The organism is Bartonella sp. MU70NMGDW (genome assembly GCF_042194085.1).
GTDB lineage: Bacteria > Pseudomonadota > Alphaproteobacteria > Rhizobiales > Rhizobiaceae > Bartonella > Bartonella grahamii.
In genome coordinates this window covers 22,024-38,667 of the sequence record NZ_JBHIMK010000009.1, presented here as the reverse complement: position 1 = coordinate 38,667, position 16,644 = coordinate 22,024, and the positions used below count along the sequence as shown (strand labels likewise).

The following is a 16,644-nucleotide window of genomic DNA, read 5'->3' as shown; positions in this document are numbered from 1 at the left end:
CTGCCAATAGCAAGAACAAGCTTTATTTGAGGCATCGCTTGAAATATCTTTTCATGCCATATTTCTCGACATTCACGCCTTGGTGGTAAATCAGCTTTATTGTTGTCATAACCTGGAAAACAAAATCCCATAGGAACAATAGCAAAAAGGGATTTGTTATAAAATTCTTCTTTCGTTACCCCCAGCCAATCACGTAGCCTTTTGCCAGAGCGATCATTAAAAGGGATAGAAGTTTCATGGACACGCAATCCTGGTGCTTGTCCTGCAATTGCAATCGAAGCCGTATCGGATAAATAAACGACGGGATTTGGTTCGTGAGGAAGAGGAGGAAAATAATGTGGTTGTTGGATACAAACACGACAGGAATAGATTTTTTTTTCAAGTTTAATAATTTTATCACATCGTTTCATTGGTCAATGAAATTAAAAAATATTTTTCTTATTCTGTGCGAGGATTTGCTTTGCGCCATTCTCGCGGTCGTTGAAAACTTGATGCCCATATTCCTTTCTTTTTCCTTCTAGCTTCTTGTTCTTCTTTGGGATATTCATAATAACTTACAGCCCAACCATTATGTACAAGCGTCGCGTTGATATTGCTAACTTGTTTTGTTTTACATGTTGCAAGGATACGACGGTATTGGTCTGTTTTATGCCAGAGACATGTAACAGTTTGATTTTCTATTAGTTTTTCTAAATATTTTTTTGCCTCAAGCCCACAAGGGTAGCGTTTCTCCTTTTTTCCACAAAATTGGTGGAGTTCAGGAGCATCAATTCCAGCAAGTCGAATCCTAATTGAAGAAATCATGATAGAATCACCATCAATGATTAGTGCATTTCCTTTAACAGAGTTTTGAGAAAAAAATTTTTCTTTTTGAGGCAACTGCTGGTTCTGCTTAAAATAAATTGACATAACGATAAGAAAGCTAGCAGCGACAAAAATACTGAAACCGGTAATTTTTTTAAAACTTCTTAGATTAAAATGAGAATTTTTTTTCATGAAACCAAGAAACTGCTAACATTATTATAACGCACTCTATTTTAGTATTGCTTATAATTCGTCCAAAATTCCATTTATATGACGAAACAATGTCTCGTTTTAATGAAAAAATCTCGTTAGATAGCACAATAATCAATACTCATGTAGAATATATGTAAGCAACTTAAATAATAAATCAACTTATCCAAATTCGTACAAAACATACAAATTTTAAAGTAAACTTTTTAAACTTAAGGGAACAAAAAACACCCCTCAAAAAATAACGTTGAAGAGCAATATCCCCACATTCCTTTTGGAGTATAAAATCTATCAATTCAATGATAAGTCTATTTATTTAATTTTTGTTTCTTTAAATTCAACGTGCTTTTTTACAACTGGATCATATTTACGCTTGCTCATTTTATCTGTCATTGTACGGCTGTTTTTCTTTGTTACATAGAAAAAACCGGTATCTGCAGTTGATAAAAGCTTGATCTTAATGGTTGCTGCTTTAGCCATAATGTAAGAACCCTATTTATACTGAAAAAATATTATCTTGCTATCAAAACCTATTTTTGATGTCATCAGATTTTCCAGCAACACTACGGATGTTCTCAAAAAAGTCAAGAGCTGATTAATTTTCTTATAAGTTGGACAAACACCAAAGTGACATATAAACTAAAAAAAACAGCTATAGCTATTGAAAAACCGAAAGGATTAAAGATATCCATGGATTTTCCGATAACGGTCGGCCCGATAAGCATACCAATTCCATAGCAAAAAATAAAAGCAGAATTAGCAGCAGCAAGTTCTTGTCCCTTGAGACGTGCCCCTAGATGTGCAAGACCGATTGTATAAAGGCTCGCTGATACACCACCAAGAAGGAACAGATCAAGCATTAGAATCCATGGATATTGAATGATCCATGGTACCATGAAAGTTCCCACAAAACCTAAGATAGCGCAACTTATCAGCGGATAGCGTCGATCTTTGGCATAATCGCTTATAATGCTAATAGGAATTAAGAGGAAAACATTTCCGAGCGCAAGGGCTGCCATAAAGTGTGCTGCTTCATTCTCATTATAACCAATGGATAAACTAAAGGGTGTAATAAGAGTTAATGCGCCCATTTGAATAGCACCGTAAACAAGTACTGCCATCATAGCGCTTGGAACGTGAAAAAGATAACGAAAAAATGGTGTATATTGGCTTTTTTGAAATTCTGGACTTAATTTCCAAGCGGCAAGAATTGGGATAGCAGCTAATATAATAAGACTATAACCAACAGCAAAAGGAATAAATCCTTGTGTTCCCACTTTTGCTAATAGCGTTGGACCTATCGCAAACCCTAATCCTAGGACAATAGCATAAATGGAAAGAACCAAACCACGTCTTTTAGGGGGAGCATAACTGTTGATCCAAAACTCTGACAGGATAAACATAACCGTCATAGTAAAATGTAATATAAACCTTAAAATGAACCAAACCCATATGGATTCGAAAAAATAGAATCCTAAAAAACTTAACGATCCTATGGCCATCATAAATAATATCGTTTTAGAAATGCTTAAGCATAGGGCGATTCGAGAAGTAAAAATAGCTGCAACAATTGTGGCAAATCCACCAACAGTTCCACTATAGCCGATCATACTATTGGAAATACCTTTCTCTGCCATAAGAAGAGAGACAAGTTGTGTTCCTATTCCCAATGCTGTTCCAACGGTGCCAATAGTTACAATAGCTGCAATAATTGCACGCAAAGAATTGTTTTGAGAGTTAAAAGCTTTTTTTTTCATGAGAATGGCTTAAGGTACTTTTGTTTATTTAAACAATAAAAAGATGAGCTGAAATGAAAGGGAGCCAAAACTATTCTTTGCAGTTTTTCTCATTCCTTGAGTATAAAAAACTGCAAGATTTCTATATGGTTATTATAGAGATAGCAATAAAATTTATCCTCTTGTATATTAAAGAAAGAAGATTGTACACATAAAATAATAAAAATATTATATAATATAAGTCATTTCTTAATTTGAAGTTATTCATTCTTTTATTATTCATATTCTATTTAATGGAGGATAAGAAGCTTAATTTTTTCTCCCATAAAAAGTATGCTTTTGTTTTTTAAATTTGTTTTTATGGTAAGATGTCGGTGAAAATTTTATTGGACGAGGTTTTGTTAAGAGTTCAAAGCATAAAGCGCCAGCAAAAGGTTGTACCATTATAAGTTTTACTTCTACAACATCACTGAGCTGATAGCCTTTATGGCTACGCTGTCCTACAAGAACATGATGGGCTTCATCAAAATGATAATAATCATTTTTAAGTGTAGAAATATGGACAAAACCATCTGTGTTGAGTTTATCAAGTGAGATAAAAAGACCTGCTTTTGTAACTCCGGAAATGCGACCTGTAAAAATACGGCCGATTTTATTCGTTAAATAGTGAGCAACAAGCCGATCAATAGTTTCCCTTTCAGCCATCATTGCACGGCGTTCATATAAAGAAATTTGCGTAGCAATTTCTGCGAGATTTTGTTCTTGTGTATCTGTTAACTGATCATTTCCTAATTTCAGCGTTTTAATGAGTGCTCGATGAATAATAAGATCAGCATAACGGCGGATAGGGGATGTAAAATGTGTATAATTATGTAGGTTTAAACCAAAGTGGCCGATATTTTTGGGATTATACTCAGCTTGAGATTGTGAGCGCAGAATAACTTGGTTGATCAATTCTTTTTGTGGTGTATTCGTCATTTTTGCCAGAATGCTATTAAGGCGCGCTGAGGTAAGTTCGCTTCCGCGGGAGAGTGGTATCCCCAAACTTTGAAGAAAGCTCCGAAGTATTTCTTGCTTAGCAAGAGAAGGTTTTTCATGAATACGATAAATGAGGGGCTGGTGATGTTGTTTTAATGTTTCAGAAGCTGCAATATTGGCTTGTATCATAAACTCTTCAATTAAACGATGCGCTTCTAATTGTGTTTCACTCACAACATCTTTTATGCATCCATTTTGATCAAGAATAATCTTTTTTTCTGCAATTTCTAATTCTAGTGGTTGGCGACGATTTCGCGCAGCTTTAAGGCATGTATAGGCTTCCCATAAGGGTTGCAAAATGCTCTCAAAAAGAGCGGCTGTTTTTTCATTTATATTACCTTCAATTGCCAATTGTACTTCTTGATAAGAAAGCTTGGCTCTTACACGAATCATAGTACGATGAAAACTATGTTTTCGTTTATTACCATTTGCATCAAAAATCATACGAACGGCTAAAGCTGGTCTTTCTTTTCCTTCACGCAGAGAACATAAATCATGAGAAAGGCGCTCAGGTAACATTGGCACAACGGTATCGGGAAAATAAACAGAATTTCCGCGTTTCAAAGCTTCTTTATCTAATGCGCTTCCTGTTTTGATATAGTAAGAAACATCTGCAATGGCCACAATAATAATCCAACCATCATTATTTGCTGGGTCCTTATCCTTGGTTGCATAAACTGCATCATCATGGTCTTTTGCATCTGGTGGATCAATTGTAATAAATGGTAACTGTCGCCAATCTTCACGATTATCCATATTGGCAGCTTTGATATGTTTGACTTGCTCAAGAACACTTTCAGGAAAAATATAAGGAATTCCTTTCGAAAGAAGTGCTATCATTGAGAGTGTTTTTTCACTCTTAATATGCCCTAAAACATTTTTTATTTTTGCGCTCTTTAATCCGTAACCAGTATTTTTTTTAATTTCGACTTCAACGAGATCACCGACTACAATCTTCATTTCTGGAGACATTTCAACAATGAGTTCATTGGTTTTGCGGTCTATAGGATCAAGGCGCCATTGATTATTTTCAAATTTTCTTACAACAGCAAATGCGCTTTTGGGAGATATATCAATTTTACGAATAATTCGTCCCGTATAAGGGGGGCTTGAGCTTTCAGAATTTTTATTTCGAAAAACTTTTACAAGAATATGATCTCCAACACCAATGCTACTTCCTTTTATGTGATGAAAAGAGTGTATTTCAATATTGGGCTTTGGAGAATCTTCCCATTCAAGAGGTTGTGCAATAAAACTCCCATCTTTATCACGTCCGCTAATTTTTACTAAAGTAACAGGGGGTAATTTTCCTTTGTTTATTGCTCTTTTGTGTTGTTTAGATATAAGATTTTGATCCTTCAACTCACGTAATATATCTCTAAGCCAAATACGAGAATCGCCTTTTAAGTTAAAAGCTTTGGCGATTTCTCGTTTACTTGAGTGGTTAGGATTCTCATTTATAAAGGAAAGGATTTCTTCCTTATTGGGAAAATTTTTCCCCTTGAATGTAGAGAGATAATTTATGTTTTTTTTACCTTTAGCCAAAATTTATGTCTCTTTTATTTTTGCTTTTGTTTTAGAAGAAGCTCTTTTTGAAGTTGTTTTTTTACTCGATGCTTTAGCCGATATAAGTTCTAATGCCTCTGCCAGTGTTACACTAATGGGATCTTTATCTTTTGGCAATGTTGCATTAATTTTACCCCAATTGACATAAGGACCATAACGCCCGTTGCGCACGGTAATAGTTCCTCCTTCGGGATGCTCTCCTAATGTTGCCAATGCTGCAGATGTTGTTCTGCTTTGCTTGGTTTTGTTTTCTTGTTGTTCTGCCAATACTGTAACAGCGCGATTGATACCAATATCAAAAACTTCATCTGCATGAAGAAGGCGTGCAGATTTTCCGTTATGGCTAAGATAGGGACCATATCGTCCAATCGTAGCTGTGATTGTTTTTCCAGTTTCAGGATGAATGCCAATTTCACGGGGAAGGGATAGTAAAGCCAAGGCTTTATCAAGGGTTACATTTTCTGCCTGCCATTCTTTTGGTAGTCCTGCACGCTTAACTTCTTTGCTTTCACCAAGTTGAATATAGGGACCAAACCGGCCATTGCGAAGAGAGATATCTTTTCCTGTTTCAGGGTCAATACCAAGTATAACAGGTTCATCATTGCGTACAGTTTCATTCTCTTCTCCAGTATCTGTACCAAGTTGGCGTGTATACTTACATTCGGGATAATTGGAACAGCCAACAAAAGCACCATAACGACCGAGTTTTAATGATAATTGACCATTTTTACAAAGAGGACAGGAACGCACATCACTTCCATCTTCGCGTTCAGGAAAGGCGAGAGGTGCTAATGTTACATTTAAAACATCAAGAACATTGGTTATACGGAGTTCTTGGATATTGCTAATAGATGCATTAAATCCATCCCAAAAATCTCGCAATACGTCTTTCCAAGAAAGTTTCCCATCAGAGATAAGATCCAGCTTTTCTTCAAGATCTGCTGTGAAACCATATTCTACATAGCGATTAAAAAAATTTTCAAGAAAGGCTGTAACAATTCGTCCCTTAGCATCGGGAATAAGCTTTCGTTTATCAATTACAATATATCCACGGTCACACAATGTCGCCAATGTGGAGGCATAAGTTGAAGGACGACCAATTCCTAACTCCTCAAGCTTTTTAATTAATGAAGCTTCAGAATAACGAGAAGGGGGCTCTGTCGTATGCTGTACAGATTCAACTTTTTCTTTTGTAAGTGCTTCACCAGTGTTTATTTGTGGTAAACGTGTTGTTTCATTTTCTTCATTATTTTCTTCGTCTCGTTGATCGGTGTAGACGGAAATAAAGCCATCAAAGCGAATAACAGATCCTGTTGCTCTTAGATTTGCACGGTTTTCTCCTTGTTGTGCTTCAATTTCAACAGTTGTGCGTTCAATTTCAGCAGAACGCATTTGGCTGGCAATAGCACGCTTCCATATCAGCTCATAGAGCTTTGCTTGATCGCTATCGAGAAAATTACGGACTTGACTAGGATTGCGTTGAAAATCTGTTGGACGGATCGCTTCGTGTGCTTCCTGTGCATTTTTTGCCTTTGTTGAATAAAAACGTGGTTTTTCAGGAATATAGTCTTTACCGAAAGTTTCATGAATAACTTTTCGTGCTGAATCAATAGCCTCTGGTGCTATTTGCACACCATCGGTACGCATATAAGTGATAAGCCCAGCCGTTTCACCATTAATTTCAATGCCTTCATAAAGCTTTTGGGCAATTTGCATAGTGCGAGAAGCTGAAAATCCTAATTTTGAAGAAGCTGCTTGTTGTAGTGTGGAGGTTGTAAATGGAGGAAGAGGATTTCTCTTTGTAGGTTTTGCTTCAACACTGAGTGTATGATATTGGGCTTTCTCCAACATAAAGCGAATTTGATCTGCTTGTTCTTGAGATTGAATATCAAGCTTGCCTATTTTTCGTTGATTAAACATTGTCAATCTTGCTTGGAAACTATCATTTCGGATGGTTTTTAATTGTGTTGTAACGGACCAATAATCTTCTTTGATAAAATGTTCTATTTCTGCTTCACGATCACAAATAATACGCAAAGCAACTGATTGAACGCGTCCTGCTGAACGTGCACCAGGGAGTTTCCGCCATAAAACAGGTGAAAGTGTAAAACCAACGAGATAATCAAGTGCGCGACGTGCAAGATAAGCATCTACAAGTGATGTATCAATATCACGTGGATTGTTCATAGCATCAAGCACAGACTTTTTGGTGATGGCATTGAAGACAACTCTTTTAATAGGTTTATCTTTTAAAACTTTTTTTTGACGAAGAACATCCAGAATATGCCATGAAATAGCTTCCCCTTCACGATCAGGGTCTGTTGCTAATATAAGGCTATCGGCTTCTTTAACGGCTTTTGCTATTTCATTTAAACGTTTAGCGGCAGCAGAATCTATATCCCATTTCATAGAAAAATCTTGATCTGGTAAAACAGAACCATCTTTTGCAGGCAAATCACGAACATGTCCAAATGATGCAACAACTTTGTATTGAGACCCAAGATATTTATTTATTGTTTTTGCTTTTGCTGGAGATTCAACGATAACGATATTCATAATTTTACCCAAATATTGAAATAAAAAACTTTTTTATAAACGCCTTTTACGCGAATAGCTAATGACAATTGCTTAAGAGCACATAAAAAAATATTAGCCATATAAAAAACATGAATATTGTACAACTTATGATTGTTATTATTAGAATACACCCTATATAGAATTACACGATTTACTTTCCACTGTTATTACAGGAACATACGGCGAAATACTAAGATAGCGTCTATTGAGAGGTAGGAGGGGGAAGTGCTCAAGGATAGAGGATTATGTTTATAAATCATTTAAAAGTTATCCAATATATTACAGACATGTCTAAGCAAATGAATCAGATGGCGCGTCAGGCGCATAGTCCGCTTTTAGCATTGCTTTTGGATATGGTTGCCAAAGAAGGGCAAAGCATTATTAATAGTGCTGAGGCTCTTGGGGAAGATCAAGATTCGACAATGACACACAACCACCAGAGTGTCGAATAAGCTTTCCAGCAAGGTCGAGTTCTACCAACAAGAGGTAGAGAGTTGGAAGTGGAACACCTGTGTGGGTACTGAGTGTGTCTAAATCGATTGGCGTTGTTGAAAGAGCGGAGAGAACTGCTGCACGTGCTGCATCATCACCTGCTAAAGAGGGGCTGCTGTTTTTTTCATCTTCTAAATTGAAATTCTCCTTTTCAAGTTGTAAAGAGGATGGTTCCTCAAAAAAATTGAGTTGCGAATTTGGAAGCGGTGAAATTAATGGCGTAAGTGTTTCTATGATGTCAGAAGGATGTGTGGTGAGTAGAGCACCGTCCTTGATAAGATTGTTTGTACCAACAGATCTTGGATCAAGTGGTGAACCGGGAATGGCAAAAATTAACCGTCCCATTTCAGCTGCTTGACGTGCGGTAATTAAGGACCCTGAGCGCAGGGCTGCCTCTACAACCAAGAGACCAAGTGATAGAGCTGCAATAATACGGTTTCTTCTTGGAAAATCGATAGCACGCGGCTTCCAAGAAATGGGCATTTCGCTGATGATGGCTCCACCGTTGGCGATAATATCTTCATGCAACTTTTTATTTTCAGGAGGATAGATATGATCAATTCCCCCAGCCATGACTGCAACAGTTCCTGTTTTTAAACTTGCTTGATGCGCAACGCTATCAATTCCACGAGCGAGCCCAGAAATTGTTATAAAGTCTGCTTCTCCGAGAAAACGCGCAAATTGAGCCGTAAGCTTTTTTCCCGCAGCTGAAGCATTTCGAGAACCTATAATTCCAATAGAAGTTTTTTGAAAAATTGAAACATTACCTTTAATAGCAATAAGCGGCGGAGGGGCTTCTGTAACCTTAAGAAAAGCTGGATAATCTGGTTCTCCCATACCGATAAACCGAACACCTAATCTTTTAGCTTTTTGTATTTCTTTTTCTGCATCTTCTAAGCTTGCTATTTTAATAGATACAGAACCACCACCTTTTCTGCTAAGCTCTGGCAACGCTGCCAGAGCAGATTCTGCTGTTTTATAATGATCAATGAGATTGCGAAAACTAACAGCTCCAATATTTTCACTGCGCAACAACCGTAACCAATTTAGACGTTGACGATCAGTGAGCAGGATTCCTTTATTTATCCCCGTTTTGAGTCCCAATCTTACTTTCTTCCCCAATTAATAATCTACCGATATTTGCGTAATGCTTTATATACACAAATATGCTCATCACAATCAGCATAAAATAGAAATAAGGATCGGAAAAGTAAAAAACAAATATCGCAGTTATAACAACAGAAATGAGTGCGGATAATGAAGAATAGCGTGTGAGGAGAAAAATCGTTATCCATACAATAATAAAAATAATTGCTGCAGGCCAATAGATTCCTAAGCAGACCCCTAGATAGGTAGCAACACCTTTGCCACCTTTAAATTTAAGCCATATGGGGAAAAGATGTCCTAAGAAAACAAAAAAACCTGCTAGAGAAACAAGGATACTATTGTCTAGCGGATCACTAAAAAACTTTATAACGAAAACAACGATAGTTCCTTTCAACATATCACAAAGAAGTGTTAGAGTAGCAAGTTTTTTATTTCCTGTTCGTAAAACATTTGTAGCTCCAATATTGCCGGAACCAATTGTTCTCACATCGCCAAGTTTGGCTAATCTCGTTAAAAGAAGACCAAATGGAATCGAGCCAATGAGATAAGATATGAGGAAAATAAACCATGGAGTGGACTGAAAAAATATTTCTGCTTCATTCATTAAGAATCTCATTAAGTTTGTTGATCAAATTTAAAAACGGTTTTCCCTTTCACAAAGGTCTGGAGCACGCGTCCTTGAAAACGTGCATTCTCAAAAGGGGTATTTTTTGAACGTGAATAGAGATTCTCTTTCGAAACAACCCATGGTTCTTCAAGATCAACCACAATAAGGTCTGCATGAGCACCTTTCCTCAGTGTTCCTGCATTGAGTCCAAAGAGCTTTGCAGGCGCCGTTGACAAAAGTTCAGTTATCCGTAAAAGAGATAGGCTCTCATCATGGTAAAGGCGTAAGGCTGCACTCAATAAAGTCTCCATACCAATAGCGCCAACCGCCGCGTCATTAAATGGTAAATGTTTTGTATCGTTACTCTGAGGATCATGAGAAGAGACAATAACATCTATAGTCCCATCCTTTATTGCTTCAATCATTGCTATACGGTCTTCTTCTGTACGCAATGGGGGCATTAAGCGAAAAGAGGTGCGATATTCACCAATGTCATTTTCATTGAAAGATAAATGATTAATAGATATACCCGCTGAAATTTTCTCACTGCGTTTTTTACCTAAACGAAGTGCATCAGCAGAGAGTGCTGTTGATATTTGAGCGGCATGATAGCGTGTTTGCGTTAATACTGCTAATCGCAGATCCCTTTCAAGTGGGATAACTTCTGCTTCGCGGGGGATGCCAGAAAGACCAAGCCAACTGGCGAGCAGTCCTTCATTCATCACACCTTGTCCTGTAAGATCTTTATCTTGCGTTTCATGCATCAATGGAACATCAAAATCACGCGCATAAGTCATTGCACGTCGCATAACAGATGAACTTTGAAGCGTTTTTTTTCCTTCACAAAAGGCAACAGCTCCTGCAGCTTTTAGTAAGCCGAATTCCGCTATTTGCTGTCCGTTGAAACCTTGTGTGATCGCAGCAACGGGATAAATATTGACCGATGACTTTTCTTGTACTGTATGCCTAATAAATTCAACAAGTGCCACATTATCAATGATTGGACGCGTATCTGGCATCATGAGGAAAGAAGTAATACCACCTGCGGCGGCGGATTGACTTGTTGATGCGATTGTTTCACAGTGTTCATTTCCTAATTCTCCAACAAAAACGCGCGCATCAACAAGGCCAGGGAGAATTGCTTTGTTTTGTGCGTTAACAATTTCTGCTTCTTCTGGGAAACCCTGATTCAGAGCTTCTTTTCCAGCAGCTATAATCCGTCCATTTTCAACAATAACTGTACCAATTTCATCGATTGCGCGCGAAGGATCAATAATACGAGCATTTTGAAAAACAATTGGTTTTATCATTTTTTTTCTCCACTGATCTTTGCGCGTGAATCTAATAAAGCCTCCATGACCGCCATACGCACTGCAATTCCCATTTCTACTTGTGTATGAATCATACTTTGTGGTCCATCTGCTATGTCAGATGCAATCTCTACACCACGGTTTATTGGTCCAGGATGCAGAATAATGGAATCATTTTTGGCATAGGCTAAATTTTCTTTATGTAAGCCAAAATAATGGAAATATTCATGCGTAGAGGGAATAAAAGAACCTGTCATCCGTTCATGCTGTAAGCGCAACATCATGATAACGTCAGCATTTTTAAGACCTTCTTTCATCGTGTTAAAAACCTCAACACTCATATGAGCGATTTCTGCGGGCAAGAGTGTTGAGGGAGCAACAACACGAACACGAGCACCCAAAGCATTGAGACTCAGGATATTGGAACGGGCAACACGTGAGTGTAAGATATCTCCACAAATCGCAACAGTTAATCCTTCAATACGACCTTTTGCTCTTTTAATGGTTAGAGCGTCTAATAAAGCCTGTGTTGGATGTTCATGAGCACCATCACCTGCATTAATGACACAACAATCAACTTTTTGCGCTAATAAAGCTGCCGCTCCTGCACTGTTATGGCGAAAAACCAGTATATCCGGCTTCATCGCATTGAGAGTTGTAGCTGTATCAAGTAATGTTTCTCCTTTTTTTACAGATGAGTTGCCGATCGCAAGACTCATCACGTGTGCACCTAGCCTTTTACCCGCTAATTCAAAAGAAGATTGTGTTCGCGTAGAGGCTTCAAAAAAGAGATTAATTTGAGTCCGTTCATGCAAAGTAGATTTTATTTTATCAATTTTGTTAGAAAGGATAACATTTGCTTCTGCACGATCAAGCAATGTATTAAGATCTTGTACACTTAGATCTTTAATAGCTAAAAGATGTTGATGAGGGAAAAGTGGAAAAAAATTATCTTGAATCATAGCATTCTTCTTTATCTCTCTCTAAACAGGTTAAACAAGCATTTGTTTGAATATGATAAATGTTTCTTAACTCTAAAAAGACAAATAGTCTATGATATGAATGGTTTGAATGTAGGAATATACCTATGAGTGCTGTATCTGCGCAAAATAATCGTCGAAAAAATACATTTCTTAGCGATACGCTTATGTTTCGTATTGCCTCTACTTTGCCTAAGTTTTTGTTAGCAAGCTTTGAAGAAATAGGAGATTTTGCAGCGAGTCGAGAAGCATGGAAACTCTCTTGCTTGGCGAATCATTATAAGCCTTTATTGTGTTATAACGATGAATGGGGGCAACCAACGGAAAAATTAGAGATCCATTCTTCCTATCAAGCTCTTCAGCAATATTCTAGACAAGCAGGTTTGGTTACCTCGCTTTGGGAAAATACGAGCTCAGAAAATGGAGTACGCTATCAAGCGCGTGCGATTCGTTTAGCTTTATCTGCCGGTTTAGAAACAGGGCATTTGAATGAAGTTATCATAACGAGTGCAGCTATTGCTGTTTTAATTAGTGATATAGAGCTCTTCAAAAAATGGCAAAATGTACTTTTATCACGCCAATATGATTCCTCATCAAAGCCTATTCATCATAAAAAGGCTGCTTCTCTAACTTGTGCATTTGATGATATTGAAAAATACGCTTTTAATTTTCCAAGTGTTAAGAAGATTTCTTTCGATGAAAGTATGGAACGTGATCTATATCGTTTAAATGTTGTAAAAACCAATGTTATTAATCCTACCGCTGATGGATATCTTGTTAGTGCAGATTTAAATGGCCATTTAAGTTGTTTTTTTATTCCACGCATACAAGAAAATGGCGCATTAAATGGATTTATATCGATTCGTCATTTAATTCAGCGTTCTGGAGAACTTTTAACACCAGAGGGCGTTGTTGATTTCCAAGGCAGTTATGGTTGGCTTTTGGGAAATGCTGGAGAAGGGCTTAAAGTTATTAAAGATATCGAGACGATGATGCGTTTCGATCAATCGGTCATATCGGCAGGTGTTTTGCGAGCGGCTCTTCAATTTGGCATAGATTTTTTCCGGAAAAAAATGCCCAATCAACCTTTACCACCACTGACAGAACGTATTTTTGCAGATATTGCATTAGATATAGCTGCTTCACAGGCATTGGTTTTGCGTTTAGCGAGAGCATTTGACAATGCAGCAAATGACCGTTCTGAAGCAGCTTTTGCCCGCATTATGACACCTATTATTGCTTATCACGTAAGTCAATTGGTTGTGCCTATTATTGGCGAAATTATTGCACAACTTGGTATTGAAAGTTTTATAGAGAATAACCCATTATCACAAATGTTGCATAATGGGCCTGCACGAATTGTGAGAAATAGTTCTGCTAATCAATTGGTAAAGGATGCCATTCTTATTGCTGAAAAAGCACCGGGATTGTTTCAGAAATTGTTAGAAAAAATTGCTCTTGATATTGGACCAGCGGGACCACGAGCAATTGAAATTATTAAGTCAGCAGGTGATATGGCATCAGCAAATGAAGGTGCAGGAAGGTTTTTTGTCGAACAGGTAGCCTATGCAGCTGCAGCTGCAGCATTACGTTCTACAGACATAGAACATGTTGCAAATGCTTATATGGAAAGCCGTCTTGGGGGACAGTGGAGATCTTCCTACGGGATGCTCATTGCACGATATAATGCAGGGCATTTGCTCAATGTCCTCTATCCTTCCATATGATGAAAGTTTTGAATTCTATTAAGAGCACCTTGCAATATAAAAGCAGCGGCTGCCGAATCAATTCGGTTTGCTCTTTTAGCGCGCGATACATTCATTTCTAGAAGAGAACGTTCTGCTGCAATTGTTGACAAACGTTCGTCCCAAAAAACAAATGGAATTTTTGTATAAGCTTTCATATTGCTCACGAAAGCTCTGGTTGCTTGAACACGAGAACCGCTGCTTCCATTCATGTTAAGGGGTAAGCCAATGATAATAACGCCTACATTTTCACGGTCAAAAGTTTTAATAAGTGTGTAAGCATCTTCTGTAAATTTTTTTCGTTGTAGTACAGGACGCGGATTTGAGACAGTCAGCCCCATATCAGAAATGGCAATTCCGATAGTTTTTGTCCCTAAATCTAAGCCTGCTATTGTTTGTCCAGGCAAAAGATGTGTCATAACTTCGTTTATATTAATAACGGTCATAAGGGTATAATGCGTTTTTTAATGTTTCATATCTAATAGTTATTTCTTCATTCATGTTATCTAATATTCTTGCGCTTGCAAGCTCAGCCTTGTATAGCCAGAATAAAGATTAATAAAAACAGAAAGGCGTAAGTAGTATGTCTGTTGATCAAGAGACCGTCAAGCGGGTCGCACATTTAGCGCGGATTGCTATCCACGATGATGAGATAGAACCTGTGACAAAAAAATTCAATGCTATTTTAGGTTTTGTAGAGCAATTGAATGAAGTTGATGTCAGTGGAGTTGAGCCATTAACATCTGTGATGCCGATGACTCTACGAATGCGTGAAGATAGTGTTACAGATGGCGATAAAGCAGCAGATATTGTAGCCAATGCCCCTGTTACAGAAGAAAATTTTTTTCTTGTCTCAAAAATTGTTGAGTAACTTTTTATATTTTTGAAATTTGAGAACCAATATGACTGATTTAACAACCCTCACAATTGCGCAAGCTCGTGATTCTCTAACAAAGAAAAATCTCAAAGCAACAGAATTAACGGAAGCTTATTTACAAGCAATAGAATCAGCTAATCCAATTTTGAATGCTTATGTAACAATAACAGCAGAACAGGCAATGAAAATGGCTGCTGAATCAGATAGTCGCTTAGCGAGAGGGCAGGGAGGGCTTTTAGAAGGAATTCCTTTGGGGATTAAAGATCTTTTTGCAACCTATGGTGTTCATACTCAAGCCTGTTCACATATCCTTGATGGTTTTAAACCGCATTATGAATCAACTGTCACGGCTAATTTATGGCAAGACGGCGCTGTAATGTTAGGAAAACTTAATATGGATGAGTTTGCTATGGGCTCATCCAACGAAACATCATATTATGGTCCCGTTATTAATCCCTGGAGAAAAAAAGGCTCGAATGAAAAACTCGTACCCGGTGGTTCTTCAGGAGGATCTGCTGCTGCTGTTGCTGCACAAATTTGCGCTGGTGCAACTGCAACCGATACAGGTGGCTCAATACGTCAACCAGCAGCTTTTACTGGAACTGTAGGAATAAAGCCAACTTATGGACGTTGTTCACGGTGGGGTGTTGTTGCATTTGCTTCATCTCTTGATCAAGCTGGACCTGTTGCCAGAGATGTTCGTGATTGTGCTATCTTACTAAGATCAATGGCCTCTTTTGATGAAAAAGATTCTACTTCCGTGAAATTACCAGTTCCTGATTATGAAAGTTATCTTGGTCAATCAATTAAAGGAATGAAAATTGGTATTCCAAAAGAATATCATATGGAGGGAATGTCTCCAGAAATTATTGAGCTTTGGCAAAAAGGCATAAGTTGGTTAAAGGAAGCAGGAACTGAGATTAAGAACATTTCTTTGCCCTATACAAAATATGCTCTACCTTCTTATTATATTATAGCTCCTGCAGAAGCCTCTTCTAATTTAGCACGTTATGATGGTGTGCGTTTTGGTCTACGCGTGCCTGGAAAAGACATCATTGAGATGTATGAAAACACGCGCTCTGTTGGTTTTGGTGATGAAGTCAAGCGACGTATTTTGGTTGGGACTTATGTTCTTTCATCTGGTTATTATGATGCCTGTTACTTAAGAGCTCAAAAAGTAAGAACACTCGTAAAACGAGATTTTGATCAATGTTTTGCTTCAGGCATTGATGCTATTCTGACACCAGCAACACTAACACCTGCCTTTGGTATAGCTGATGAAAAAATAAAAAATGATGCTGTAGCAATGTATCTTAATGATATTTTTACGGTACCAGTTAATATGGCTGGTTTACCAGGAATCTCTGTTCCTGCAGGTCTGTCATCAAATGGTTTGCCTCTAGGATTGCAATTGATTGGTAAACCTTTTGCTGAAGAAGTCATTTTTCAGATAGCACACATTATTGAAAAAGAAGCAGGGATATTCAGTGCAGAAAAATGGTGGATGTAATAATCGAACTTCACAAAGGAGCATTTCTCATTGAGGATGAGAAATGCTTTTTTAAAAGGTGGAGGGATGAGCTATATTTCCTCAA

15 protein-coding genes are annotated in these 16,644 nt (G+C 37.7%); 4 read left to right on the top strand and 11 right to left on the bottom strand.

What is annotated here, in order from left to right; translation table 11 throughout:
* The 6 genes from ACFIKE_RS01930 to topA all read right to left on the bottom strand — a co-directional run.
* On the bottom strand, positions 1-410 hold a 410-nt coding region (locus ACFIKE_RS01930), incomplete at its 3' end, for a uracil-DNA glycosylase family protein (protein WP_375648272.1).
* A 28-nt stretch (positions 411-438) separates the two neighbouring features.
* The gene (locus tag ACFIKE_RS01925; RefSeq protein WP_375648271.1) at positions 439-996 is read right to left on the bottom strand and encodes a thermonuclease family protein; all 558 of its coding nucleotides are present in this window, start codon (positions 994-996) and stop codon (positions 439-441) included.
* A gap of 330 nt (positions 997-1,326) precedes the next feature.
* On the bottom strand, positions 1,327-1,494 hold the full coding sequence (gene rpmG, locus ACFIKE_RS01920) for a 50S ribosomal protein L33 (protein WP_004864083.1): 168 nt from the start codon (positions 1,492-1,494) through the stop codon (positions 1,327-1,329).
* Positions 1,495-1,598: 104 nt separating this feature from the next.
* Positions 1,599-2,771 (bottom strand): MFS transporter, encoded by a 1,173-nt coding sequence (locus ACFIKE_RS01915; protein ID WP_375648270.1) that lies wholly within the window; start codon positions 2,769-2,771, stop codon positions 1,599-1,601.
* A gap of 288 nt (positions 2,772-3,059) precedes the next feature.
* Positions 3,060-5,333 carry a ribonuclease R gene (gene rnr, locus ACFIKE_RS01910; RefSeq protein WP_375648269.1) on the bottom strand — a complete coding sequence of 758 codons (2,274 nt, stop codon included), beginning with the start codon at positions 5,331-5,333 and terminating at the stop codon, positions 3,060-3,062.
* Between the two features lie 3 nt (positions 5,334-5,336).
* Entirely contained in the window at positions 5,337-7,910 is a 2,574-nt protein-coding gene (gene topA, locus ACFIKE_RS01905) for a type I DNA topoisomerase (protein ID WP_375627332.1), read from the bottom strand.
* A 266-nt stretch (positions 7,911-8,176) separates the two neighbouring features.
* Here topA and ACFIKE_RS01900 point away from each other — a divergent pair, with 266 nt between their 5' ends.
* Complete coding sequence (locus ACFIKE_RS01900; protein ID WP_005773510.1) at positions 8,177-8,383, top strand: hypothetical protein; 207 nt, start codon at positions 8,177-8,179, stop codon at positions 8,381-8,383.
* Here the strand turns inward: ACFIKE_RS01900 and dprA are convergent.
* From dprA to ACFIKE_RS01880, 4 genes are read right to left on the bottom strand one after another with little or no spacing between them, the layout of a single operon-like run.
* A complete protein-coding gene (gene dprA, locus ACFIKE_RS01895; RefSeq protein WP_375648268.1) occupies positions 8,313-9,527 on the bottom strand; it encodes a DNA-processing protein DprA in 1,215 nt (404 codons plus the stop codon). The genes ACFIKE_RS01900 and dprA overlap by 71 nt on opposite strands.
* Positions 9,502-10,134, bottom strand: coding sequence for a glycerol-3-phosphate 1-O-acyltransferase PlsY (plsY, locus tag ACFIKE_RS01890; RefSeq protein ID WP_375648267.1), 633 nt, complete (start codon positions 10,132-10,134; stop codon positions 9,502-9,504). Before plsY ends, dprA begins: the two co-directional genes overlap by 26 nt.
* A gap of 11 nt (positions 10,135-10,145) precedes the next feature.
* On the bottom strand, positions 10,146-11,447 hold the full coding sequence (locus ACFIKE_RS01885; protein WP_375648266.1) for a dihydroorotase: 1,302 nt from the start codon (positions 11,445-11,447) through the stop codon (positions 10,146-10,148).
* Complete coding sequence (locus ACFIKE_RS01880) at positions 11,444-12,409, bottom strand: aspartate carbamoyltransferase catalytic subunit (protein WP_375648265.1); 966 nt, start codon at positions 12,407-12,409, stop codon at positions 11,444-11,446. The genes ACFIKE_RS01885 and ACFIKE_RS01880 overlap by 4 nt, the downstream gene beginning before the upstream one ends.
* A 125-nt stretch (positions 12,410-12,534) precedes the next feature.
* Between ACFIKE_RS01880 and ACFIKE_RS01875 the strand changes: the two genes are divergently transcribed.
* Positions 12,535-14,154, top strand: coding sequence for an acyl-CoA dehydrogenase family protein (locus ACFIKE_RS01875; protein WP_273787944.1), 1,620 nt, complete (start codon positions 12,535-12,537; stop codon positions 14,152-14,154).
* Here ACFIKE_RS01875 and ruvX read toward each other — a convergent pair.
* The gene (gene ruvX, locus ACFIKE_RS01870; protein WP_375627337.1) at positions 14,139-14,618 is read right to left on the bottom strand and encodes a Holliday junction resolvase RuvX; all 480 of its coding nucleotides are present in this window, start codon (positions 14,616-14,618) and stop codon (positions 14,139-14,141) included. The two genes, ACFIKE_RS01875 and ruvX, sit on opposite strands and share 16 nt — an antisense overlap.
* 137 nt (positions 14,619-14,755) lie before the next feature.
* On the opposite strand from ruvX, the gene gatC reads away from it, so the two are divergent.
* Both gatC and gatA read left to right on the top strand, forming a co-directional pair.
* Positions 14,756-15,043, top strand: a complete 288-nt coding sequence (gatC, locus tag ACFIKE_RS01865; protein ID WP_015856421.1) for an Asp-tRNA(Asn)/Glu-tRNA(Gln) amidotransferase subunit GatC — start codon at positions 14,756-14,758, stop codon at positions 15,041-15,043.
* A gap of 31 nt (positions 15,044-15,074) precedes the next feature.
* On the top strand, positions 15,075-16,559 hold the full coding sequence (gene gatA, locus ACFIKE_RS01860) for an Asp-tRNA(Asn)/Glu-tRNA(Gln) amidotransferase subunit GatA (RefSeq protein WP_375648264.1): 1,485 nt from the start codon (positions 15,075-15,077) through the stop codon (positions 16,557-16,559).
* Positions 16,560-16,644: the final 85 nt, after the last annotated feature.